Annotated in this window: 21 protein-coding genes and 1 pseudogene; 5 read left to right on the top strand and 17 right to left on the bottom strand. The window is 54.6% G+C overall.

What is annotated here, in order from left to right; all coding sequences use genetic code 11:
- From HYD27_RS30840 to HYD27_RS30830, 3 genes are all read right to left on the bottom strand, one after another.
- Positions 1–444: transposase (locus HYD27_RS30840; RefSeq protein ID WP_483874582.1), on the bottom strand; the 444-nt coding region annotated here is incomplete at its 3' end.
- Positions 377–643 carry a hypothetical protein gene (locus HYD27_RS30835; protein ID WP_219221614.1) on the bottom strand — a complete coding sequence of 89 codons (267 nt, stop codon included), beginning with the start codon at positions 641–643 and terminating at the stop codon, positions 377–379. The genes HYD27_RS30835 and HYD27_RS30840, both read right to left, overlap by 68 nt.
- A 133-nt stretch (positions 644–776) precedes the next feature.
- Positions 777–1406, bottom strand: coding sequence for a YfbR-like 5'-deoxynucleotidase (locus HYD27_RS30830; RefSeq protein WP_219221613.1), 630 nt, complete (start codon positions 1404–1406; stop codon positions 777–779).
- Positions 1407–1732: 326 nt separating this feature from the next.
- Between HYD27_RS30830 and HYD27_RS30825 the strand changes: the two genes are divergently transcribed.
- The 3 genes from HYD27_RS30825 to HYD27_RS30815 all read left to right on the top strand — a co-directional run bounded on the left by HYD27_RS30825 (position 1733) and on the right by HYD27_RS30815 (position 3610).
- Positions 1733–1951 (top strand): PspC domain-containing protein, encoded by a 219-nt coding sequence (locus HYD27_RS30825; RefSeq protein ID WP_219221612.1) that lies wholly within the window; start codon positions 1733–1735, stop codon positions 1949–1951.
- Positions 1952–1994: 43 nt separating this feature from the next.
- The gene (locus HYD27_RS30820) at positions 1995–2678 is read left to right on the top strand and encodes a PspA/IM30 family protein (RefSeq protein WP_219221611.1); all 684 of its coding nucleotides are present in this window, start codon (positions 1995–1997) and stop codon (positions 2676–2678) included.
- Positions 2679–2890: 212 nt separating this feature from the next.
- Positions 2891–3610, top strand: a complete 720-nt coding sequence (locus tag HYD27_RS30815) for a 3'-5' exonuclease (RefSeq protein ID WP_219221610.1) — start codon at positions 2891–2893, stop codon at positions 3608–3610.
- A gap of 126 nt (positions 3611–3736) precedes the next feature.
- Here the strand turns inward: HYD27_RS30815 and HYD27_RS30810 are convergent, their stop codons facing one another.
- Both HYD27_RS30810 and HYD27_RS30805 read right to left on the bottom strand, forming a co-directional pair.
- Positions 3737–4693, bottom strand: a complete 957-nt coding sequence (locus HYD27_RS30810; RefSeq protein WP_219221609.1) for a 3'-5' exoribonuclease YhaM family protein — start codon at positions 4691–4693, stop codon at positions 3737–3739.
- A 576-nt stretch (positions 4694–5269) separates the two neighbouring features.
- Positions 5270–7513 (bottom strand): FMN-binding protein, encoded by a 2244-nt coding sequence (locus HYD27_RS30805; RefSeq protein ID WP_219221608.1) that lies wholly within the window; start codon positions 7511–7513, stop codon positions 5270–5272.
- 492 nt (positions 7514–8005) lie between these two features.
- Here HYD27_RS30805 and hemH point away from each other — a divergent pair, with 492 nt between their 5' ends.
- Positions 8006–9022 (top strand): ferrochelatase, encoded by a 1017-nt coding sequence (gene hemH, locus HYD27_RS30800; RefSeq protein WP_219221607.1) that lies wholly within the window; start codon positions 8006–8008, stop codon positions 9020–9022.
- Positions 9023–9136: 114 nt separating this feature from the next.
- Here the strand turns inward: hemH and HYD27_RS30795 are convergent, their stop codons facing one another.
- Positions 9137–9589 (bottom strand): IDEAL domain-containing protein, encoded by a 453-nt coding sequence (locus tag HYD27_RS30795; protein WP_219221606.1) that lies wholly within the window; start codon positions 9587–9589, stop codon positions 9137–9139.
- A gap of 331 nt (positions 9590–9920) precedes the next feature.
- Here HYD27_RS30795 and HYD27_RS33040 point away from each other — a divergent pair.
- A pseudogene (locus tag HYD27_RS33040) lies at positions 9921–10220 on the top strand (PAS domain-containing protein); the annotation flags it as partial.
- 18 nt (positions 10221–10238) lie between these two features.
- On the opposite strand, the gene HYD27_RS30785 reads toward HYD27_RS33040, so the two are convergent.
- From HYD27_RS30785 to HYD27_RS30735, 11 genes are all read right to left on the bottom strand, one after another.
- A complete protein-coding gene (locus HYD27_RS30785) occupies positions 10239–11465 on the bottom strand; it encodes a pyridoxal-phosphate-dependent aminotransferase family protein (protein WP_219221605.1) in 1227 nt (408 codons plus the stop codon).
- Between the two features lie 22 nt (positions 11466–11487).
- Positions 11488–12777 (bottom strand): Zn-dependent hydrolase, encoded by a 1290-nt coding sequence (locus HYD27_RS30780; RefSeq protein ID WP_219221604.1) that lies wholly within the window; start codon positions 12775–12777, stop codon positions 11488–11490.
- Positions 12774–14189 carry an allantoinase gene (locus HYD27_RS30775; RefSeq protein WP_228745440.1) on the bottom strand — a complete coding sequence of 472 codons (1416 nt, stop codon included), beginning with the start codon at positions 14187–14189 and terminating at the stop codon, positions 12774–12776. Before HYD27_RS30775 ends, HYD27_RS30780 begins: the two co-directional genes overlap by 4 nt.
- Before the next feature lie 15 nt (positions 14190–14204).
- Complete coding sequence (gene uraH, locus HYD27_RS30770) at positions 14205–14597, bottom strand: hydroxyisourate hydrolase (RefSeq protein ID WP_219221603.1); 393 nt, start codon at positions 14595–14597, stop codon at positions 14205–14207.
- Positions 14594–14731 carry a hypothetical protein gene (locus HYD27_RS30765; protein WP_219221602.1) on the bottom strand — a complete coding sequence of 46 codons (138 nt, stop codon included), beginning with the start codon at positions 14729–14731 and terminating at the stop codon, positions 14594–14596. The genes uraH and HYD27_RS30765 overlap by 4 nt, the downstream gene beginning before the upstream one ends.
- 56 nt (positions 14732–14787) lie before the next feature.
- On the bottom strand, positions 14788–15318 hold the full coding sequence (uraD, locus tag HYD27_RS30760; RefSeq protein WP_309242154.1) for a 2-oxo-4-hydroxy-4-carboxy-5-ureidoimidazoline decarboxylase: 531 nt from the start codon (positions 15316–15318) through the stop codon (positions 14788–14790).
- A 291-nt stretch (positions 15319–15609) separates the two neighbouring features.
- Positions 15610–16539 (bottom strand): ABC transporter permease, encoded by a 930-nt coding sequence (locus tag HYD27_RS30755; RefSeq protein WP_219221601.1) that lies wholly within the window; start codon positions 16537–16539, stop codon positions 15610–15612.
- A gap of 30 nt (positions 16540–16569) precedes the next feature.
- Complete coding sequence (locus HYD27_RS30750; RefSeq protein ID WP_219221600.1) at positions 16570–17685, bottom strand: ABC transporter permease; 1116 nt, start codon at positions 17683–17685, stop codon at positions 16570–16572.
- The gene (locus HYD27_RS30745; protein ID WP_219221599.1) at positions 17682–19214 is read right to left on the bottom strand and encodes an ABC transporter ATP-binding protein; all 1533 of its coding nucleotides are present in this window, start codon (positions 19212–19214) and stop codon (positions 17682–17684) included. The genes HYD27_RS30750 and HYD27_RS30745 overlap by 4 nt, the downstream gene beginning before the upstream one ends.
- Positions 19215–19318: 104 nt before the next feature.
- Positions 19319–20488, bottom strand: coding sequence for a BMP family ABC transporter substrate-binding protein (locus HYD27_RS30740; protein WP_219221598.1), 1170 nt, complete (start codon positions 20486–20488; stop codon positions 19319–19321).
- Positions 20489–20764: 276 nt separating this feature from the next.
- Entirely contained in the window at positions 20765–22339 is a 1575-nt protein-coding gene (locus HYD27_RS30735) for a PucR family transcriptional regulator (RefSeq protein ID WP_219221597.1), read from the bottom strand.
- Positions 22340–23158 lie beyond the last annotated feature (819 nt).

The raw sequence follows: 23158 nt of genomic DNA, 5'->3' as shown, positions 1-23158 counted from the left end.
AAAGCGTCGGAAGCTGCCGATTTCGGCCACCAGCGACACCGCCGTCACGAACGCCACTCCACGCAACCCTTGCAGCGCTTGGACCCATGCTCCGTTCGCCCCCTGGGCGGCTTGTTCCAAAAGTCCGGTTTCAATCCGCTTCAGCCGCTCTTCTCCTTCTTTTACTGCGTGCAGATATTCCCGAAACGTGATCGCTTGCGCTTCCAGCTCCAGCTCCAGCCCCTCCAGCCACAGCCGGTAGCGTTTGGTCCATCTGCGCTTGATTCCCGCTGGCGGTGTGATCGTGTACCGCAACAGAAACTTCAGTAGCCGCTGCTTCGCCCGGTGCAGATCTTCCCGGGCATCCTCCCGCGCCCGCACCAGATCCCGCAGCGCTTCATCTTCCGCGCTCGGCACGTAGACTCCGCTCCGTTCCCCGGCCCGTAGCAGCTCCGAGAGCCGCAACGCATCCCGCCGGTCCGGCCTCGTAGCAAACCTCCAGATCTTCCTTTTTTCCCAATTGTTTCAGCAGTTTGCGGATCGCTCCAGCTTCGTGTTTGATCGCTCCCACATAGCGGGCGGCGTCTCTGCCGCTTTCCGCCACCGCCACCGCTATGGTTTCTTTCGATACATCCAATCCGGCATATTTTGTGGTATAATTCATTTCAACCAGCTCCTTTGCTTGTAGCTCTGAAATGGGGTTTCTTGCTTCCATTTTAACCTACGCCCTGCAAATGTGAGCTGGCCTTTTTTGTTCATCTTAACTTATCTTTTAAAAAAAGAGTGCCCGGCTCCTCCTACAGGGCCAGCGCCTCTTCCGTGATCTGTCTGATATTAATTGAAGAAACCGTCTCTTCATTTACCATATCCGGCAGAATCTCCGCCAGAAAGTACTCGACACATTTCAGATCAATGTTCTTGATCTTGATCAGGGCATTGCGGTACATCACCACAAATTCCTTCTCCGTATTCCCCCTCTGCAGCTCGGCAAAAGCCTCATATACCTGGTCCATCTTGTCGGCAACCTCCAGAATCAGTCCCTCTATGGACTCATCCTTGCCTTCGCGCAATTGATGGTAAAAGATGCTTTTGAACTCTTCGGGGATATGCTCCTTGATGAAGTTGTTGACCATTCCCTCTTCCACCTGCTGGATCAGAGAGCGCAGCTGGAGCGAGGAATGCTTGACCGGAGTCTTGATATCACCGATAAAAATCTCCCCGTAATCGTGGCTGCTCGTAATCTCGTAGAGCTTCTTCCAGTCAATGGCTGCGCCGTTTTTTTCCTCGATGTCGGCCAGGGTTTTGGCGTATTGCACAACCTTCCAGGAATGGGCCGCTACGCTGTGCTCCTCGAATTTGAATTTGCCGGGGCAGCGGATGATGCGTTCCAGTTCGTTCAGAGAGCGGAAATATTTATGGATTCCCATGTGCTCCTCCCTTGTCCTGATGTGAATAGAATGCGGATATGATCCGGTATCGTACAGTATAGGCGGCCAATGTTAAGTAGGAATTAACAAGTTGACAGGTTGTGTTAAACAATGAAAAGACGTGGACAAGGGAGGCCCGTTCATTCTGGCTTCACCAGGCTGCTGCCCCGCCTTACTGCCGAGGCCATCCCCGACTAAAGTCGGGAATCAAGAACAGTCTTCAGGCCGTTTTACAGCATCGCCAATACCTTTACAATGAACACATAGACAACGGCTAGAGCAACCTGCTATCCAGCTTAACCCATTGGAGAGGAAGAGATCAGATTATGAAAAAATTATACCGTTCCGAAAGAGACAAAAAAATCAGCGGCCTCTGTGGAGGTCTGGCCCGTTCCCTTAACATCGACAGCACCATCATCAGGCTGCTGGTGGTCGCCACTTCACTGTTCAGCTTCGGCACTGTAGCGTTCCTGTACATTCTGGCCAGCATTCTGGTGCCTAAGGAAACTTACAACAGCTACCCGGATGGCTACGAGCATTATTAATCCCGGGTAACAATCAAATCAAACAAAAAAAGGAGAAATAAACATGAGCATCTTTCAAAGAATTACAACCCTGACCAAAGCGGCAATCCACGAAGGCCTGAATAAATTGGAGGACCCGGTACTGCTGACCGGACAATATCTGCGGGATCTGGAGGAAAAAATTGCAAATGCCGAAAACAAGCAGCGTGAGTTCAAATCGGCAGCCAGTGTTCTGGAGCGGCGTATTTACGAAAATAAAGTATTGGCCGAGCGGAGCGAAGCAGAGGCCGTACAAGCCATGGGCGAAGGCAATGAGCCTGCGGCCAGAGCAGCGGTCATGGCTAAACTGCGCTACACCGACAGCATCCAGGAATGCAGCCAGGGACTGGAGGAAACCCGCGAAGCCCTTGCGGTGCTGGAGAGCAGCCTCCTGAATGCCAGGGAAGAGCACAAACGGCTCAAGGCCAAAAGAACCGAGCTGGCAGCCCGCGCCCGTAAAGCGTCTGAGCTGAAGCGTTCTGCCGGCAGCAGCAGCTATTCTGCTTATCCGGGCAATCCCGGACAGATCCTGAACGCCGGCGCCGCCTCACGCGGCTTCGAACGGATGGAAGACAAAATCAATGAATGGGAAGCACAGGCCGAAGGCTTGGGATATCCTTCCCCCGAAGCTGCTGAATCCCCGCTGAACAGCGCCGTCGAAGCCGAGCTGGAACGCCTCCGCAGCCGCAAGGCTGGAGACAGTAAGTAACTTCGAAATAGTGCAGGCACACAAAGGATACCTCCCGGTGGTCAGGGGAGGTATCCTTTGCATATTCCCGGCACAGGCTGTATCCTCGATATCTGCCGCTTCAAAGCCGGAATCCCCGACTCCACCAACTTCCCTTTATTCATTTAATAGATTGTATTTGGGCACCCACTACTTTAATATTAACCTTATATGAAAGATAAGGGGCTTTACCTATGAATTTTACAGCGATTGACTTTGAAACGGCCAACTCCAGCCGCTCCAGCGCCTGCGCCTTGGGGCTTGTTCAGGTAAGAGATGGCATAGTCAGTGCAGAGCATGTATGGCTGATTGATCCGCAGCAGCGGTTCGACGGCATGAATATTGCGATTCACGGCATCACCCCCTCAATGGTGGAGGGAAAGCCTACATTCAACGAGCTGTGGCCGACGCTTGAGCCGCTGCTGCATGGAGAGGTTGTAGTCGCGCATAATGCTGCCTTTGATATGAGTGTCCTGCGTTATTGCCTGGACCGTGCGGCCTTCAGCTATCCGGATTTTCAATACATGTGCACCTACCTGCTCGGCAAAAAAATGCTTCAGGAGCTGCCCTCCCATAAGCTGAATGTGGTGTCCCGGCATTTCGGGATCAGCCTGAAGCATCACGATGCGCTGGATGATGCCAGAGCGGCAGCCGCCATACTGCTCAGGCTGATGGAACGCGAGCAGCATACCGATCCCCTGCTGCTGGCCGGCAGCCAAGGGTATAAGGCCGGAACGATGTATGCGGGCGGCTACACGCCATTCAAATCCCCGCCCAAGAAAGCAGCCAAAAAGCCGGCCCATAAAAAGCCGGCCGCCCAAAAGCTTTCCGATACAAAAAGTCTGCCGGCCTCTTCTTCCTCCCAAGGCCAAAAGAGCTTTGGCAGCACCTCAACCTCGAGCAGCTTCTTCTAATCTTACACTGGCCTTCAGCATTATCCGCACACAAAACCCCCGGTCCAGGCGAACGGACCGGGGGTTTCTTCCTGCTGCCCAGCTACGGCAGACTCCTGAAATGCAGGCACTGTCTCTTAAATAGATCTAGATTTTCATCCGGTACACAGCCTTGTTCTCCAGCCCCCGGATGAACGGCGTCCATTCCTCGGTCTCCGGCGTTGTGTCCAGCGCATCCTCTACCATTTGCAGCTTCGCATCCATTGCATCAATATGATGCAGCGCCACCGCTTCGGCCGTTTGCGGCTGAACCGGGCTGCCCCATTCGCCCAGGTTGTGATGGGATAATACCAGATGCTGCAGGCCGAGCACCTTTTCCGATTCCAAATCTATGCCGGAGCGAATCGCCGCCTCGGTAATCCAGTTCGAGGCCATGGAAATATGGCCGATCAGCTTGCCCTGCACGCTGTAATCAGACACGATTCCGAACTGGGAGATCATCTCCTCCGGCTTGGCGATATCATGCAGAATAATACCCGCCTTCATCAGATCGGGATTCAGGAATGGCCGCTGCCTGCAGAGGAATTCACCGATTTCCAGCATCCGCACCATATGATAAGCAAGACCGGCGAAATAAGCATGATGATGGGTTTTTGCTGCCGGATAATGCATTAATTTCTCTTCTACTTTGCCTACACAAAAGGATACGATTGCCGCAATTTCCGGGTCGGTGATACTTGACATAACGCCCTTAATCGTATGAATCAGATCCACCGGCCGGATCGGCGCGGACCTTATAAAATCAGTCAGTGAAACGTTGTCCGAATCATTGGCAAGTCTGATCTTGGTAACCTTAACCTGAAGCTTCTCGCGATAGGTATGCGCAACCCCGCGCACCTTCACCAGCGCCATCGGGAAAAAGGTTTCCTTATCCGCCGTGCTTACATCCCAAAATTTGGCCGAGATTTGGCCGCTGGAATCGCCCAGAACAATATCAAAATAATCCTTTGGAGGAGTACCGTTTGTTTGTTTGATTGCCAGCTCTCGCAGCAGATAAAAGCCGACAAATTCATCCTGTGGAGATAGCTGTTTAATTAGCGTCATTTTGGAGCCTCCCATTACTAACAGGCCAAAAGCCCGTTGTGTATATTAAACTTTAGACATTCACCTCCGAAATCCCTCTAAATTACTATACGATTCCTAATTCTATTTATGTCTCGTCCCACCATAAGCCGTTTTTACCCGCGTCCGCCTGTTCCGACAGCAATCCAGGTAGCCCCTGATTCCGCGCTTCCACACCGGCCTATGCGTCCTTCATTGACAGCTCAGCCGTCTTTGATTTCAGGCTTAAGGTTGTCTCAACCGGCCCGGCGTTCCACCCAAGTGGAAAAAGTGAGCTTAATTCTTCCCAAGCGCCCTTTAAGTTCACTAATTCCACTTCACTCCATTGTACTTCACTTCCTCACCCCGCGATTCCGGTTAGCTCCTCAAATTCCGCTGTTCCTCCTGCAAAGCGCAACCCGCAGGTTCAGCACGATGACCACATTTTCAACTTATCCCCAACTTTATACACACCTTATCCAAGGTTAAAGTAATTCATAATTTCCAAAACAAGAAAAAGAGGTTATCCCGGGCCATTTGCATGACCCAAGGACAACCCCTTATAGATAATCGGGAAAATTATTTGCCTGCTGCTTCCAGAGCGACCTTGATCGCTTCTACAGCTTTGGCGGAAACCAGCTTCTCGGCATCACTATCGCCGAATGCCGCTGCACGGTAACCGTACTTATGCAAGCTGTAGCCAGTGGATGTGTTTTCGATCTCAGCCTTAACCGTTTTTTCGGCATCGGTTAATTGGGCTGCCGGTTTTACTTTGCCCGCAGCGTCGAGATAGTACACTACCATGTTCACTGGAACACCGTATTTAACATATACCATTACATTTACAGTCTTGTCGGTGCTTACGCCGATGAATGCTCCGTCAAAGTAAGCCGCTTTGCTCTCTTCCGTAACTTCAGCCTTGCCGTAAGCTCTGTCCACCGCAGCCTTCAATGCATTGCTGCTGCTGGTTGCACCGGATACCGCATCAGCTTCCTGTACGCCTTCTCTTGTGCCTGCGGCAAGGAAGCTGGCAGTCAGCTGAGGGATGGCTTTTTGAACCTCGGCATAAGCGCTTTTGCCCAGGTCTACCATATTCATGCCTACGCGGGAAAGGGCGACACTCACGATTTTACCGTTGCGCAGGGTTACATCTGCTTTGTTCGATCCTTTGTCATAAGCATCGCCATACGCAGTGAAGGTGCCGTCTTTATAGGCTCCCTGTTCTTTGGAAGCATTGGCCAATGCATCTGCCAGTGCTGCTCTTGCCGCTGCCGACAAGGCTTCCTGACCTGTAACATCAGGGCTTTGCACGCCTTTGTCGAGCAGTCCTGCAGTCAGTTGATCAACCACAGCTTTTTGTTCGGCAGTCAGCTTATCGTCAGCAATCAGTTTGCCGTCTGCTCCGAACAAGCTCAATTTGATGCCTGTTACCTGGTCTGCCTCAACGTCAACGAGCAGGAAAATCTTGGAGGCATTGTCTACTCCGGCAAATTTGCCGTCAAAATACTCGCCTGGAGCCGGCACCTTCAGCGCCTTCTCAAAAGCTCTTTCTACAGCCTCGTTCCAGCTGTGGCTGCTTTCGGTAGCGCCGGAGATTCCGTCTATCTTCTCATCATAATTGGCGAAATAAGAGCCGTTTGCAAGCAATTTAGCAGTCATGGGCGCATTGGCCTTAACGACTTCGGCATAAGCGGTTGCGCCTCTGTCAATCAGGTTGGTGCCGAGTCTGTACAGCTTCACGTCAACCAGCTTGCCGTTGCGGATGACCACATCGGCTCTCTCTACGCCCACGCTTCTAGCAGTGCCGTAGGAAGAGTAGAATCCGTCAATGTAAGCGGAAGTATTGTTAATGGAGGCATTTTGTTCCGCATCCCAGAAAGCGTTGATCGCAGCCTTGGATTCAGCCTCATAGCCGGCTACCGGCTGTGCGGAAGAACCGTTTGCAAGCAGTACGGGAGTAATGGCCGCAATCGCTGCAGTTTGTTCTGCAGTGTAGGCTTTTTCATCCGCGAAATCACCGGCTGCAGTCAGCGGATACAGCTTAACCGCAGTAAGCTCATTGGCATCATAGCTTGCGAATACGGCATATTTGCCTTCCGGGTCCACACCCATGTGGTCGCCGTCGAAATAAGCGGCATCCGCAGGTTTGATTTCCAGCGATCTTTGGAACGCTCTGTCTACCGACAATTTCCAGCCGTCGCTGGTGCGGGTTGCGCCGGATACGGCATCCACTGCCGCTGCGCCGTCTCTTGTTTTGCCTAGCAGTCTGTCTTTCATCAATCCGTAAGCAACCCAAACGCCGCTGTAATTTTCGCTTGCGTTTCTGTCGATAATCTTGGGATTGGTTCTCAGAAGCTCAATATCGGCAATTTTGCCGTCTTTGATAGTGACTGTTGCCCCTTCAGTACCTTTGGAGTACGCATTGCCGTAAGCTGTATACACTCCGTCCTGATACACGGCTTGCTTCACTGTCACAGGAGTGGCGGTAGGGGCAGGTTTAACCGTAGCAGCCGGCTTGGCGGTAGCGGCCGGCTTGGCAGTTGCCGCCGGCTTGGCGGTAGCTTTGGCCGTTGCCGCCGGCTTGGCGGTTGCCGTCGGCTTGGCTGTGGCCGCCGGCTTGGCCGTTGGTTTTGGCGTTGGTTTGGCGGTTGGCTTAGCTGTCGGCTTTGGCGTTGCCGCCGGTTTGGCGGTGGCTGCCGGCGGTTCCTCCGAAGCTGCTGAAACCGCATCCACCTTCAGATTCAGAGCAGGCGCATTAATCGTATACGCGAGTGGCGCGAGCAGCAAAGCTGCGCTGACTGTCAAAGAAATTAACTTTTTCAATGAGTATTCTCCTTTACCATATCCCCAGTAGTATGTAACCTTGCAAATCCAAGCTTTTCCATAATTATCTCTCTTCCGTTCTTACGAAGAACCACCTGTGTCTTCATAAGACCTAAGAGGTCATCCCCCCTTTCCCGTTCCTGCGCGACCCATCCCGTGTACGAAAAGATGCATCCATTTATACGTTTCTGAAAAAGGTGAAACTTTTCACATAAAGGGGTGAAATGTTTCACATAAAAGGATTCAAGTCTGCCAGCGGTAATTTCTGGCTTGATGGTATCAAATTTATCCTGCACTTCTCTGTATACAAAATCACACACCCTATAAGAAACATCACTATTTCGGAATTAACACAAAAGACATGCTTTTTATTTCTATAAATTCCTTCCATTTACACCGTCTTAAGAGATTCCTGTGATTCCCTATATTGTGTTCACAATCAAGGATGTGATATTTTAGAACGATGTCAAGTTGTTGGAAGGAGCCCCTGCCATGCCGAACCCCCCTCCCATCGGAGTGATTCTTGCCCAGATTGGAACTCCCGAAGCGCCTACTGCCAAGGCGGTCCGCCCCTACCTGCGCCGTTTTTTGTCAGACCGCAGGATTATTGATTATTCACCGCTTTTCTGGCAGCCGCTGCTGAGGGGAATTATTCTGCGCGTGAGGCCGCGCCGTTCAGCCCGGCTGTACAGCCAAATCTGGCAGAATGGCGGATCGCCGCTGCTGCTCCATTCGCTGGAGCAGCGCACAGGTCTTCAGCGTCTGCTCGGCAGCCGCTATCAGGTAGAGCTTGGATTGGCCTACAGCACGCCAGGCATGGAGCAGGCGGTATCCAAGCTGGAAGCGGCCGGCGTGACACGGATGATCGTTGCTCCCCTCTTCCCGCAATACTCTTCTACAACAACCGCTTCGGTCTACGATGCCGCAAGCTTTGCCGCCCTCGGACGCCGCAGCGCCAGCGGCCCGGTTGCCAAACGCTTTGTGCCTGCGCTGCGCTTCATGGAAGCCTACTATAATGAGCCCGGCTACATCTCGGCAATGAAGGAGCATCTTCTGCGGCAGCTAAGCCGCTTAAGCTCCGCGCCGGATTATTATGTACTGACCTTCCATGGCATCCCGCGCAGATATGCCGATACCGGAGACCCGTACCCGCTGCAGTGCCTGGAAACCGCACGCCTGCTTGCGGAGTCCATGGACTGGGAACCCGGGCGCTGGCAGGCCGCGTTTCAATCCCGCTTCGGACGCGAGGAATGGATCGGCCCCTCTACCGCTGAAGTGCTGAAGGGGCTGGCCGGACGCGGCATCCGCAGACCTCTGATTTTCTCCCCGGGACTTACCACCGACTGCCTGGAAACGCTGCATGAGCTGGCCGTCGAAGGCCGGGAGCAATTCGCAGCAGGCGGCGGACAGGCGGAAGAGCTTGTTGCCGCCCCATGTCTGAATGACAATGGAGAATGGCTCAGCTTCCTGGCGCAGCTGGTAGAAAGACACGCTCAAGGCTGGGCCTGATGCTCTCCGCGTATGCCGGACAACCTAAAACAAGCCGCCCGTCCGCATAAAGGATTGCGAATGGAGCGGCTTGTCAGCCTGTTTCCGGAGCGATGCCATGAATGAATGCGAGCCTCATGCCGTCAACATTTTATATTTGGCGGTCAATTCCTCGAACCACTGCTTATCCTGAAGGGACAGCGCAAAATCGATCAATTCGGCAATTTCTCCCGGCTGCAGTTCAGGCGAATCATTGAAGCTGACCTCGGCTGAAGCAACTGCCTCACCAAATGCTCCCTCTGCAAAATCATAGGAAAAACGGAGCTTGATGTCGCTCTCCAAAAATTCGCTCCTCAGGAAGTACAGCACCTCGCACATCAAAACCGGACGGGTATGGTTGTCAAAGACGCAGTCCATCACCTTGGCCCAATAGTGCTGGTTGCTGAGATGCAGCTTGTCATTCGTGAGCAGATATTGCTCACCCTGAAAATCATTGACGAATCTCAGCTCAACCGGCTCCATTTTAAAAATCGCGGAAATTTGCTTTCTGGTGATATTCACGATGTCCTGTGTATCCAATCTCATCATTTCATACACCCCGTTCCTCATATTTGGGCTTTCAGTACCTTGTCAGCATCACGATATTCATATAATTTTAATTAATTTAAAATTATTATCGTCTATTTTTTGCGGTTTGTTAATGTTTTTCATTAAAATTTTATAAAAATATGTTTCTAAATGTGATGAAATGGTTAAATTATAGCCCGAAAATAAAAAAAACCGTTGTTTAGGCCTTTGGATAGGGATAAAAGCCCTCCAAAGGCCTAAACAACAGCGACCAAAAGCATACTCGGCAGCCGATAAAAAACGGCGGAAATTCTTGAAGGAAGACGGAATAATATTTTAGGAGGCTTTCTAAGTGCCTGATCACGATGCATTATTAAACAGATACATCCCGCTGGTGGACTTCCTCGCAGAGGTGCTCGGAGAGAAGAGCGAAATCGTTCTGAACGATGTCCAGAATCTGGACCAGTCGCTTGTTGCCATCCGCAACAACCAAATCAGCGGACGCGAGGTTGGAGGTACAGAAGTAAGCCTCAAAAACCGATTTCCGCTTCAGGTTTTAGCTTCATTTGAGTTCTTCCGGCACAAAAGCGCCCGGAGTCGGCTAACGACATCCAGGCGCTTTTGTGTAGTTTCAGTATTTATCAGAGATTCACAGCGTCAACCGGATTGCTTATTCCGCCTCGTATACATCAAGCGCCGCCTGGACACCAAGTCCGCACGGAACCGCATAGCCATGCCGCAGCAGCGCAGCCTCCAGCGCTCCAAGCAGACGCAGCACATTATTCCCGCGGCAGCTGAAGCCCATGGTGCCGATGCGCCAGATCAAGCCTTTGAGCGGGCCGAAGGAGCTGGCTATCTCGATGCCGAAGCGGTTCAGCAGCATTGCCCGCACCGATTCGCCATCCACACCTTCCGGTATGAGCACACAGGTCACGACCGTCAGCTTGCTCTCCGGGTCTCCATACAGCTTCAAGCCCATTGCCGCAAGTCCGGCGGCCAGCGCCCGTTCGTGCAGGGCATGCCGCGCATAACGCTCCTGAAGCCCTTCCTCCAGCACGAGCCGCAGGCCTTCCCGCAGTGCGTAGAGCATGGAGGTCATCTCCGTATGGTGGTTCAGCCGCTGTTCACTCCAATAATCCTGCAGCATGCCCAGATCGAAGTAATTGCTGCGCACCGCCGGCAGCTCGCTGTGCAGCTCTCCGCCGGCCCGCAGTCCGCGTTCCACCTGCTTGCGCTTCATCAGCTTGGCTTCGGCGCGCTCATTGTAAGTAACAGGCGCCATGCCCGAAGGGACGGACAGGCATTTCTGCGTGCCGCCGATTACGGCATCCAGCATCCAGGCATCCGTCTCCACCGGCACGCCGCCAATGGTGGCGACCGCATCCACGATCAGCAGCGCATCGTGCCCGCGGCAGTACTTCCCGATCTCCGCCAGCGGCTGCACCCGGCCTGTCGAAGTCTCGCCATGAACGATGGCGACCACATCGGGCCTGAAGCTTCGGATGGCCGCGATGACTTCCTCCGGTGTGAACACACTGCCCCAGGCTTTTTCAATCGTGAATACCTCTGCGCCGCAGCGTTCGGCAATCTCATGCAGCAGATGGCCGAACCGTCCGAAGATCGGAACGAGCACCCGGTCGCCCGGAGCGATCAGGCTGACCATCACCGCCTCGATGCCGGAGCGCGAGGTGCCATCCACGGGGAAAGCCCACCTGTTGCCTGTGGCAAACAGCCCGCGCAGCATTCCCATCGTCTCATTCATAATGTCCGTAAATTCGGGATCGAACTGTCCGAGTACCGGAAAAGACATTGCCCGCAGCACACGCGGATCGACCTCTACCGGTCCAGGGGTCATAATGCACCGCAGGGACGGCGATAAATCTTCGTACCGCTTCATGAACATCTCTCCCTCTATAGGTTCATCCTGCCTCATAGGCAAGCTTATATAATAATGCCGTCAACACATTCAGCCCGCCTGCCAGCTCCTCCGGCGAAGAATACTCCTCCGGCGAATGGCTGATCCCCGCCCGGCTGGGCACAAAAATCATCGCCGCAGGACATTGCACCGCAAAGAGCTGGGCATCATGCCCCGCTCCGCTCACCATACTGCGGAAGCTCCTCCCCTGCTCCAGGCAGATTTGTTCTAGGGCTTCACAGAGCGCCTGGTTCATCGGAGCCGGAGAAGTAGCCAGTGCCGGCACAAGCTCAAGCTCAAGCCCGCGCCGCGCCGCAACGGCTCCGAATTCCGCAGCGATGGAGGAACAGAAGCTCTCCAGCTGCTCCGCCTTACTGTGGCGGATATCCAGCGTGAACTGCACTTCTCCCGGGATTACGTTCGGCGTACCCGGAATAACCTCCAGCCTGCCGGTGGTTGCCACCAGCGGATCTCCCGCCGCCAAAGCGGACCTCTCCAGTGCAGACAGCATCTCCACAGTACCGGCAAGCGCATCCCGCCGCAGTCCCATCGGCGTGGTTCCGGCATGATTGGCGCCTCCTGTCACCCTGGCGGTGAACCGTCTCTGCCCGACGATTGCCTGAACCACTCCAATCTGCCGCTCCGATTGCTCCAGAATAATGCCCTGCTCGATATGCAGCTCAATATACATGCCGATGTCGTTTCTCCGGGAGACCTTGACGCCGCCGCCAGCTTGATCCGCACCATCAGTCCGGCTTTCCCGGCTTCCCAAACCACAGGCCTCCATCGCCGCCTCCAGCGTAACCCCCTCCGGATCGGCGATAGACTCCGCTCCGGTCCCGTCATACAGGCCCGTCACATTTCCCGAGCCCCAGAACGTCAGCGGGAAGCGGCTTCCCTCCTCCTCGCAGAAGGCGGCAACCTCCAGCGTCCGCAGCGGCGGCCCGAAGGTCTCCGCCAAATAATGCAGCGCAGTGACCGCTGCAGCCACACCGTAAGCCCCGTCATATTTGCCGCCATTCACAACGGTGTCTATATGCGAGCCGGTTAGAATCACGCTATCGGATGGCCGTGATCCGTTCAGCCGTCCAAAGACATTGCCGACGGAATCCGTATGCACCTCCAGCCCGAGCCCAGCCATTTTTTCCTGCAAAAAATGCTGCGCCCCGCTCCATTCCGGCGTATACAGCAGCCGGGTAACCCCCGGTCCCGGGGCGCTGAACGCCGCCAGCTCCTCCAGCAGGAGCTGCATACCTTCAGCCGGAACCTGGATCAGAGGCAGCTTCTTATTCATAGGACCGGCTGCCCCTGATAAGTCCGCAGCCACTCTCCCCCGTCTGCCAGGATCACGCCTTGGTCAGCTGTGTAAACTACATTTCCCCGGCAGATCGTCGCCGTGACCTTGCAGGATAAGGTCATTCCGGTGTACGGGCTATGCTTATGCCGGTAGAGCAGATCCTCCGCAGCCAGCGTATACGAAGCTTGCGGGTTCAGCAGCACCAGATCGGCATCAAGTCCAAGGGCAATCGAGCCTTTGCGGTGATTAAGCCCGAAACGCCGTGCAGGCAGCTCCGACAGCAGGGCGGAGATCTGGCTGACCGGCAGGCCGCGCACATGAACGCCTTCATGAAACATCAGCTCCAGGCTGCTCTGTGCTCCCGATATGCCGCCCCAGGCCTCAAAGAATGTTAAATCAGGATCAAGCTTGAGCTCCGGCGGGCAGGGCGAATGGTCGGAAGCGATCAGATCGATTTGGCCCCCGGCCAACACCTCCCACAGCCTCTCCTGCTCTTCCGGGCTGCGGAGCGGCGGAGCGCATTTGACTACCGGCCCCAGCTGCTCCATGCTGTCTTCAGTAAGTGTCAGATAGTGCGGACAGGTCTCCGCTGTCACATCCAGCCCGCGCAGCTTGGCTTCGTGAATCATTTCAATCGCGGCTGCGGTGCTGATATGCACGAAATGCAGTCTGCAGCCGGTACGCTCACTGTACAGCAGCGCCCGGGATACCGCCTCAAGCTCCGCTGCCTCCGGCCGGGAAGCGGCGAAATCGCGCGCCCCGGTCTTCCCGCTGCGGGCGGCAGCCGCCGACAGCACAGCCGTGATGTCCTCGCTCTCCGCGTGCAGGGCGAGAATACCGCCCAGCCCGGCGATTTTTTGCATTCCCTGATACAGCGTCTCATCGTCCACCTCACGGAAACGCCCTTCACCGAAGCCGCCGGGATTGGAGATAAAAGCCTTGAAGCCGGTCACCCCAGCCGCGGCCAGCTCCTCCAAATCCTCCAGATTGCCGGGCACCAGTCCGCCCCACAGCACATAATCCACTGCGGAGTTTCCGGAAGCGGCGTCCGCCTTCAGCTGAAGCGCAGCCTTATTCACCGTAGGAGGATTGCCGTTCAGCGGCATATCCGCATAACAGGTGCAGCCCCCTGCCGCCAGAGCAGCCGAGCCGCTGCGGAAGCCTTCCCAATGGCCGAACGCCGGTTCATTGAAGTGGACATGCATATCGATCATTCCCGGCAGCACATATTGCCCCCCGGCATCAATGACCGCGGTTTCCGCAGCAGCCTGCAGCCCCAGGCCCAGCGCAGTGATCTTTCCATCCTTTACTCCCACATCCAGCTTGCGCACTTCTCCGGGCAGCACGACATCCCCATTTCTGATAATAAGCTCATATGATTCCTCCATGAACCGTTCACCTCCGGTCATTTATTGTGCTCCTGTTCAGCTGCCCCGGTAGGTACTGTATCCCCCTGGAGCCACAAGCAGCGGAACGTGATAATGCTCTGATGTGCCGGCAATGTTGAACCGGATCGGGATTTGTTCGAGAAAAAAACCCTCCCGGCCGTTCTGGTTCGCCCCCTGCGCGGCGCTGCCCAATCCTTCCGGAGAGCTGCCGCGAAAATAATCCCCGGCCATGAAGAGCAGCTCGTAGCAGCCCGGCGCAAGCTCCGCGCCTTCCAGCAGCGGCGCATCCAGCCTGCCGTCACTGTTCGTAGCCGCTTCGCGCAGCAGCACGCCCGCTCCATCCGCGAGCTTCCAGAGCTGCAGCTTCATACCTGCGGCCGGCAGCCCCCGCGACAGGTCCAGCACATGAGTCGTCAGGCGCCCGCTCATGCTTCAAGCACCCTTTTCCGGCTGAATCCGTCTATGGGGCAGCCTCTGCGTATATGCAGCGGATCGGCGGCTGCCGTCAATACATATGTTTTTCTGCCGCTTGCCTGTACAGCTTGTATTCCAGTTTCCGTCATGGCAGGGCACCTCCGCTTTTTATTGTCCTTGCGCCTTCTTCCCGCATGGCCGGGCCTTACAGCTCCACACCCTCATCCTGTATCAGATCCTTCAGCCGGAAAGCGGTGATTTTGCCGATCTCGGCAAGCGCCTGGTCCCACTCTTCCTGCTGTGTGCGGTTCACGCGCTCTGCAATGGCCTGAATGATGTCATCCTTATCTTTGCCGCGTACAGCCAGGATAAAGGGAAACCGGAACTTCTCCGTATACGCTGCATTCAGCTCCGTAAGCCTTGCAAATTCTTCAGAGGCCAGGCGGTCCAGGCCCGCTCCCTGCTGCTCTGCCGCCGACAGCGGGCTGACCTGCATTCTGGTCGCAAGATCAGGGTGTGCACGAAGAAGCGCTTCTACCCGGCTGCGCTCCGCATTCCGCGCCGTTTCGAGCATGATGCCGTGCAATTGCCCAGCAGACTCAAACGGAATATGGTCATAAGCCCCCTCTGCCACCCAAGGCGAATGCTCAAAGATTCCTCCGAGGGCCGCCACAAATTCCTCCTTGCTCATTCGGTTAATCTTTTCCAGCGTCCAAAATAAAGGCGGTATCGCCACGGGCTTCCCCTCTTCCTTCAGTTATCCTCAAATGGTTAGTTCTAATTTTAACTTTTATCAGGCCCATTTCATAGCCTTCACTCTTTAAATAAATACATATTATTATATAAATGTAATTATAATCCTTTTTATTGGACAGAAAAGCCCATTCCCTGCATCCAATCATCTACTTGTTTATCTGCGCCGGATGTGCGGATTCCCGCTGTCGTTTAGATGTTCGAACTGCAAAAAATGGACGGGTGCTTCAAAAGGCAATCTCATTAATGCGGGCTTAACCCACGCTCCGGGCAGTCAGAACCGCTGCTCACGGACATACGGCGTTCCCAGCGATTCCGGTGTGCCTGAAGGCTTGTTGCGGTTGCGGTAACCGAGGTACATCAGCACCAGAATCGTTACAACGTACGGTATCATTTTGAGGAAATACGGCGGAATGGCGCTGCCCAGCAGCTGGATACGGAAGCCAAGCGAATCAAGCGCCCCGAAGAAATAGGCACAGAACAACGCACGCAGCGGGTTCCATCTGGCGAAAATCACCAGACCGACGGCGATCCAGCCCCGGCCTGCCGTAAGCCCTTCGTTCCAGGTTGGAGCGTAAGCCAGCACCATGTCTGCCCCGGCCAGACCGATCAATACCGTACCGGCCGTGATATAGCCGTAGCGGACCAGCTGCACGCGGATGCCCATGACATCGGCTGTAGCCGGACTGTCTCCGACTGCCCGCAAATGCAGCCCCCAGGAGGTGCGGTGAATCAACAAATGCAGTGCCAGCACCAGCAGCAGGCTGAACCAGGTCAGATAATCCATTCTGCCGAAAATATCACCAATGACCGGAATCGACTTCACCCAGCCAAGATCGAGCTTCGGTGAAGTGCCCGGCAGCGGAATGCCGCTGATGGACTTGCCAAGATAAGCGCTTAGGCCGCTCCCGAAGAGCGTCATCGCCAGTCCCGACATGGTCTGGTTGGCACGCAAGGTGACACACAGGAAGGAATGAACGAGACCGAGCACCGCAGTGACGGCTACGGCGGCCAGGAGAGCCAGCAGCAGATTGCCGCTGCGGATGTAGACGATGCAGGTCATCACCGCCCCCATCAGCATCAGCCCTTCCGCCCCCAGCTGGATAATGCCCGCCCGTTCATTCAGGATGCCGCCAAGCGTGGCGAGCAGCAGCGGGGTTCCGGCGGAGATGGCGGCTATTAATAACTGTGTAGTGAAATCCATGGTTAAACTCCCTTCTCTAAGAGGATGCCGCTAAGCGCTCCGGCGGATGCGGAAACGGTGGATCATATCGCCGGCAATCAGGAAAAACAGGATCGCACCCTGCAGCATTTCCGAAATGGACGAAGGCAGTCCGATGGTCTGCACACTGTAGCCGCCGACGATCAGGCCGCCGAACAGAATCGAGGTGACGATAAGGCCGAGCGGATTCAGCTTGGCAAGCCAGGCGACAATAATCGCAGTATAGCCGTATCCCGGCGAGATTCCCTGCATCAGCTTATGCGTAACCCCGGAGACCTCAGCCATCCCGGCAATGCCGGCCAGGCCGCCGCTGATCAGCATGACAATAATAATATGCTTCTTGATATGAATTCCCGCGTAGCGGGCAGCCGTGGGATTGGCGCCGATGAGACGCAGCTCATAGCCCCAGCGGGTGAATTTGATCATCAGATAATAAATGGCTACCGCAACCAGGCCAAATACCAGCCCGATATGCAGTCTGGTGGTCCCCAGCACCGGCAGCGACTGGGCGGCGGTGAACATCGGGGAACCCGGGAAGTTGAAGCCTGCGGGGTCCTTCCATGGCCCGAACACCACATAATCCAGCGCAAGCAGAGCCACATAGTTCAGCATCAAAGAGGTAATCAGCTCATTGACGCCGAAATGGGTCCGCGGAATTGCAGTCATCAGTCCCCAGAGCGCTCCGGCGGCCGTTCCGAATACCAGCATCAGTGCAATTGACCAGAATGAAGGCAGATCGGGAAAATATATCGTAACTGCCGTAGCCGCCATCGCCCCGACTGTCAACTGGCCTTCCGCGCCGATGTTCCACACGGAAATCCGGTACGCGACGGAAATCCCAAGCCCGCAGAGCAGCAGCGGTATTGCCTTTACCATCGTTTCAGTGAAGCCGTAGGAGGTGCCGAAGGCCCCGCGGAACATCTTTTCGTATACAGTTATCGGGCTCATGCCGTTGGCAGCTATGAACACTGCGCAGAGCAGCAGCGCAAGGACCACAGACAGAATCGGCGACCACCAGGGTGACCTCGTGCGGCTCGCGTCATACTCCAGCCGCATCGGGAGCCGTGTGCCGGGTTTGGCCGGAGCGGAATTCAGCAGCACGGTGTCGCTTGCATTTTTGGGACTCATACGGCGCTTGCCTCCTTGTTCCGGATACCGGCCATCAGCAGACCGATTTTCCCCCGGTCCGCTTGCTCATGATCGCTCTCGCCTATAATCGAACCATTGTAAATTACCAGAATCCGGTCGGACAGCTGCAGCAGCTCATCCAAATCCTCCGAGATCAGCAGCACGCCGCTGCCTGAAGCGCGCAGCTCCATCAGCAGCTCATGCACACCGGCTGTAGCCCCTACATCCAGACCCTGTGTAGGATGGACGGCGACCATCAGCTTCGGCTGGTGGCTGACCTCACGGGCGAACAGCAGCTTTTGCTGATTGCCGCCCGACAGCTGCTGCACCGGCGTATCCAGCTCCGGTGTCTTCACATTGAAGCGTTCCACAAGCTCCTGCGACCAGGAACGGTTTTTGGCCGCCTTCAGGAAACCGAACTTGGAGTGCTCGCTGCTGCGGTAGGACTTGAACAGCAGATTATCCACGGAGCCCAGGCGTCCGGCCAGACCGCTCTTCATGCGGTTCTCCGGCACATGGGAGATTCCGGCGTCAATAGCCCCCCTTACCGAAGCTGTTTTGACCGGTTTGCCATCAAATATAATCTCACCGTTCCTCCAGGTTCTAAGCCCTGTCAGCACCTCTGCCAGCTCCTTCTGTCCATTGCCCGCAACCCCGGCAACCCCTACGATCTCGCCTTCCCGCACCTTCAGGGACAAGCCGTCCAGCGCCTTGCGGCCATGATCGGCAGCGACCTCCAGATTATTGACAATCAGCAGCGGCTCGCCGGTCGTAGCCTCACGCTCCTGGCGGGTGATTTCAATCTCACGGCCTACCATCAGACGCGCCAGCTCCAGCTCGCCGGTCTCGGCAGTAACCAGCGTCGCAATCATTTTCCCTTTGCGCATAACCGAAATCCGGTCAGAGGAAGCCATGACCTCCTTCATTTTATGCGTGGTCATGATGACCGTCTTGCCGGCTTGCTTCATTACCTGCAGTGTTGCAAAAAGCTGTTCCACCTCGCCTGGCGTAAGCACAGAGGTCGGTTCGTCCAGAATGATAATATCCGCGCCGCGGTAGAGCGTCTTGACGATCTCAACGCGCTGCTGCTCGCCGACGGACAGCTGCCAGATCGGGCGGTCCACCGGGAATTTCAGCCCGAACTGCTCTGCCAGACTCCCAATTTCCCTGTGCTTATTCTTAATCCATTTGCTTCCACGCCAGAAAGACGATTTTTCGCCAAGCACGATGTTTTCCGCTGCCGTGAGACTTTGCACCAGTCTGAAGTTTTGAAATACCATGCCGACGCCAAGTGCAGCAGCATCTTTGGGGGAACGGATTTTGGCCGGCCGGCCATGAAGGAGAATTTCGCCTTCATCCGCTCTGTACACACCCGAGAGCATGCTCATGACCGTGCTTTTACCTGCTCCGTTCTCTCCAAGCAGCGCGTGAATTTCACCCGCATTTGCCGAAAAATCGACTTGATCGCTTGCCGTTACAGAACCGAATTTCTTCACAATCCCGCGCATCTCAACCGAAGGGTCCTGCATTATGGAATGCTCCTTTCCTTATGTTGTAGTACGGGTGGGGAAGGCTCCGCTGTACGGAACCCGCCCCACCCATAAGGCCTTGCAGTATACACTTGGTTCAGCGCTTATTTCGGAATTGTACCTTCAATGCCTTTGGCAAGCCAGTTCATGGACAGAATCTCTTCAAGGGTCAGCGTCTGGCCTTCCTGAACCTGAATATTGCCCTGGTTATCAGAGATAGGACCGGTAAATACATCCAGCTCTCCGCTGATAATTTTGGCTTTGGCATCCTCCACGAGCGTCTTCACATCATCCGGAACCTTGTTGCCGAACGGAGCGAGATCTACCATACCATCAGCCATATCCCCGGAATACTGTTCGCTGGTCCAGGTGCCGTCCATAACGGACTGTACAGCCTTCACATAGTAAGGTCCCCAGTTCCATACAGGGTTGGTCAAATAATTGTCCGGTGCGTATTTGCCCATGTCGGAGTCGTTGCCTCCGGCAAATGCGCCGCGTTCAGCCGCTGCCTGCAGGGTTGCAGGTGAATCCTGGTAGGCGAGCAGCACATCCGCACCTTTATCAAGCAGGCTGATTGCCGCCTGGCGCTCAGTTGCAGGGTCGTACCAGGTGTTCGTCCAGACCACATCCACCTTGATATCCGGATTGACGCTTTGTGCGCCGAGCGTAAAGGCATTAAGATTGTAGATGACCTCGCTGATCGGGAAAGCCCCGACATAGCCAAGGTGATTCTTCGTGGTCATTTTGCCGGCTGCGATGCCGGACAAATAGCTGGCCTGATAGTTTTTGCCGAAGTATGTCCCCATGTTTTCAGCTGTTTTGTAGCCGGATGCATGCAGGAATTTCACATTCGGAAATTTCTGGGCCACACTAAGGGTATAATCCATGTACCCGAAGCTCGTTGTAAATACGATATCGTGATTCTGGGCAAGCTCCGTGATAATGCGCTCAGCATCGGCGCTTTCCGGGACATTCTCCACAGTGTCCGCTTTGATCCCAAGCTCCTGCTCCATATACAGGCGGCCCTGGTCGTGCTGGTACGTATAACCGCCGTCACCCGGAGGTCCGATGTAGACAAAAGCAACTGTCGGCTTCTCTGCTGCCGGCTCTGCGGTTGCCGTTGCCTCTGTTGTTGTTCCCGCATTCGATGCTGACGGAGCTTCTGTAGCGGCATTGGTGCCCGAATTATTGTTGCCTCCGCACCCTGCCAAAACCACCGCCAGCAGGAACATTAATGCGAAGCTGAAAATAACTGCCTGACCCCTTCTTTTCATAATTCTCCTCCTCCAGTAAATCTCTCATAATAGCTGTAGCCATTAATGTATCTCTACTATACTGAGACACAGCGTCCACGTAAATTTATATAACATACGTTTGTGCCATTTTATAAGAACTGCTGTTTTTTTTGTGCTGAACGCACTAGAATACCCCTAATTATCCTTAAAATATGTGATAATTCATCACATAAAACTGAAAATCCGCGATTTCCGTGTCAGATCCTGCTGTATCGGCTCGGATGATGCAGCTGCTGAAAAAGACAGGCCCCATGCTCATTCACGCTCCAGCATTCTGCGGAAAATAAATACCAGCTTCAGCCGCATGAGATCATTGATTTTTTTGAAATCCACATCCAGCAGCTCGCTGAGCTTCTCGATCCGGTAGGTGGCGGTATTGCGGTGTATGAACAGCTTTTTGGCCGTCTCATTCACATGGCCGTCATTATCCAGATAGACCTCCAGCGTGTGCAGCATCTCCCTGACATACTCCGGCTCCCGGCTCTGAAGACCGCGCAGGCTGCTGCTGCAGTATTTCTCCATCGTTTCCGCCGGTATTTGACCAAGCAGCAGGTCCAGCTCAAGCTGCCGGTAATGCACAACATTTCCGTGCGCGCCCCAATGCTGGAGCATGCCCATGCATTCCTTAATCTCGGCAAAAGCCTCCTTCAGCCCTTCCGGCTTCACCTTGGAGCTGCTGAGCGCGGCCCGGGGATAATAGCCTTTATCAAATTTCAGGTTATCAAAGCAGGCGCTGACCTGCTCCCGAAACTGCTCGGGACTATGCGGACCAGCCGGATACAGCGATACCAGACCTTCGTTCATCATCACGTGGATTCCATTCAGCTCACGCAGCTGCGGCTGCTCCAGATATTCCTCTTTCAGGCGCAGCAGCTCACCCTGGCGTGCATCTCCGGAGGCGGCTGTATCCGTAAGCATGAGCTGGAACGGAGCCTGAAGCAGCTCCACATCCAGCTTGGAGGCAGCCTGGGCCAGTTCGCCGCAGGACATTCCGCCATTCAGGCAGCGCCGCAGAAGTCCGCTGAACTCCCTGTGCTCCGCATGCTCGAAATAATCTTCATACCCGGAATGAATGTGGTAGGATATCAGCTCGGCGCCCTGGACGAATAAGCTCTCTTCCACAGGCAGCAGCAAAGGATCAATTGAGCAATATAAAAGATAGCCGGAGCACTTGTCCCCCTGCATCAATGGAATCCTGTACCCGGTCCGGTCGGCGCTGCGGAAGCGCTGATTCCGTATCTGCCAAGGCCAGCCCTCCAGCAGCTGCGGCGCGGTATTGTCCGAATTATTGAACACCACATCCCCACGGGCGCTGATCACGGCCAGCGGATGCTCAATCACTTCCGACACCGCTTCGAACAGCGGGCGGCTGCGCCCCGAGCGCAGGGCGAACCGCATCAGCTTGCGCTGCTTCTCCATAATCCCCTGCAGCACGCTGGTGCTGCGCGTAAGCTCGGCACGGAACAGACCGTTCATCTGGTCGGAGAAGGTGAACTGGAAAGGCAGCTCAATGAGCGGGAAATTCAGCGTCTCCGCTTCGGCAATCAGCTTCTCCGGCACTGCGTTCCAGAAGCGCCCCAGCTTGATGCCGAGTCCCGCAGAGCCGCGCCGGTTCAAGGTCTGCAGCAGGGCCGAAGCATCCTCCAGGCTGTCCTTAATTAAATATGCTGTTGTAAGCAGCATTTCGCCCTCTTTGATCCAATCGGAAATATCCGGGGCGTCCATCACATTAATAGATTTGATAATCCGGTGTTTGCCCTTCGAACCGGCAATCAGCTTCGCTTCGGACAAAGGATAAATGGACAACGCTTCTTCAACCGTAAGATGCATAGCCACCCCTCCTTTTATTAAATTTATATATTGAAAATCCATACGATCTTTATGTTACGTTATGTAACATTATAGATAAAGAGACCTATGTTGGAAAGAGAAAAGTGAAAAAAACAATTGATAATGTCAGGTAATATCACGCATGTCACACAATCTTAACGTTTGCCGGTTCACGTTCCTGCCAGGCAGAGGCGCGGCGCAGATACTCAAGGCACTTCTGCCTCTCCTTCCGCCATCCAGCCTGCGTGCGCCGGGTTCAAAGGCACTTCTACCTTTCATTTCGGGCTGTAGCTTACTTGCGGGCTGGACTTATATAAGAAAAACGCCTACTTAAGCAAGGAAGATATCCTTTTCTGTGATAAATTAGAGGGGAATGCCGGCGCGGGGCCAGCAATACTTCGTTTAAGCAATTCCCCTTTGCAGCTCCTTTAAGGAGTCCTCAGCTTATCCCCTCGGCAATTGGCGTAAAGCAGCGTAGCCTTTAGCCAAAGCCGTTCAATAACGTCGATCGGGCGTTTTCATCATTGTTTAGGATGGCTGCAGGGTTGGACCTTTTCCAGAAGCGATTGAATTTGCCCAAAGCCCAAAGCACAGCAACGCCCGGGCTTTCCAAGTGGAAACGGCTTCGCCGTCCTGATAAGGACGGTATCCGTTTCAGCGGGAAAGATAAGGCTAATGTATAGCGTGAAACCTATAAATTCTGCTATGAACAAATCTGTCAAGCACACCGTTGCATACAGGGGCTAAACGGCTCGGCACGGGACAAAAATACAGTCGTCGGCTTGCACACTGCTATTCGTGGGTTGGATACCACCGGGT

It is taken from the genome of Paenibacillus sp. S150, assembly GCF_019352175.1.
In the GTDB taxonomy this organism is placed as follows: domain Bacteria; phylum Bacillota; class Bacilli; order Paenibacillales; family Paenibacillaceae; genus Paenibacillus_AQ.
The sequence above is the reverse complement of the archived record's forward strand: the minus strand, read 5'-3'. Positions and strand labels throughout refer to the sequence as shown.

Excerpts from the sequence above, each read along its gene's own strand:
- HYD27_RS30820 (WP_219221611.1), top strand. The coding sequence starts at position 1,995 with ATGAGCATCTTTCAAAGAATTACAACCCTGACCAAAGCGGCAATCCAC.
- HYD27_RS30815 (WP_219221610.1), top strand. The coding sequence starts at position 2,891 with ATGAATTTTACAGCGATTGACTTTGAAACGGCCAACTCCAGCCGCTCC.
- hemH (WP_219221607.1), top strand. The coding sequence starts at position 8,006 with ATGCCGAACCCCCCTCCCATCGGAGTGATTCTTGCCCAGATTGGAACT.
- uraH (WP_219221603.1), bottom strand. The coding sequence starts at position 14,597 with ATGAGCGGGCGCCTGACGACTCATGTGCTGGACCTGTCGCGGGGGCTG.
- HYD27_RS30735 (WP_219221597.1), bottom strand. The coding sequence starts at position 22,339 with ATGCATCTTACGGTTGAAGAAGCGTTGTCCATTTATCCTTTGTCCGAA.
- HYD27_RS30830 (WP_219221613.1), bottom strand. The coding sequence starts at position 1,406 with ATGGGAATCCATAAATATTTCCGCTCTCTGAACGAACTGGAACGCATC.
- HYD27_RS30750 (WP_219221600.1), bottom strand. The coding sequence starts at position 17,685 with ATGAGTCCCAAAAATGCAAGCGACACCGTGCTGCTGAATTCCGCTCCG.
- HYD27_RS30835 (WP_219221614.1), bottom strand. The coding sequence starts at position 643 with ATGAATTATACCACAAAATATGCCGGATTGGATGTATCGAAAGAAACC.
- HYD27_RS30740 (WP_219221598.1), bottom strand. The coding sequence starts at position 20,488 with ATGAAAAGAAGGGGTCAGGCAGTTATTTTCAGCTTCGCATTAATGTTC.
- HYD27_RS30795 (WP_219221606.1), bottom strand. The coding sequence starts at position 9,589 with ATGATGAGATTGGATACACAGGACATCGTGAATATCACCAGAAAGCAA.
- HYD27_RS30780 (WP_219221604.1), bottom strand. The coding sequence starts at position 12,777 with ATGAATAAGAAGCTGCCTCTGATCCAGGTTCCGGCTGAAGGTATGCAG.
- HYD27_RS30775 (WP_228745440.1), bottom strand. The coding sequence starts at position 14,189 with ATGACCGGAGGTGAACGGTTCATGGAGGAATCATATGAGCTTATTATC.
- HYD27_RS30810 (WP_219221609.1), bottom strand. The coding sequence starts at position 4,693 with ATGACGCTAATTAAACAGCTATCTCCACAGGATGAATTTGTCGGCTTT.
- HYD27_RS30765 (WP_219221602.1), bottom strand. The coding sequence starts at position 14,731 with ATGACGGAAACTGGAATACAAGCTGTACAGGCAAGCGGCAGAAAAACA.
- HYD27_RS30745 (WP_219221599.1), bottom strand. The coding sequence starts at position 19,214 with ATGCAGGACCCTTCGGTTGAGATGCGCGGGATTGTGAAGAAATTCGGT.
- HYD27_RS30785 (WP_219221605.1), bottom strand. The coding sequence starts at position 11,465 with ATGAAGCGGTACGAAGATTTATCGCCGTCCCTGCGGTGCATTATGACC.
- HYD27_RS30825 (WP_219221612.1), top strand. The coding sequence starts at position 1,733 with ATGAAAAAATTATACCGTTCCGAAAGAGACAAAAAAATCAGCGGCCTC.
- HYD27_RS30755 (WP_219221601.1), bottom strand. The coding sequence starts at position 16,539 with ATGGATTTCACTACACAGTTATTAATAGCCGCCATCTCCGCCGGAACC.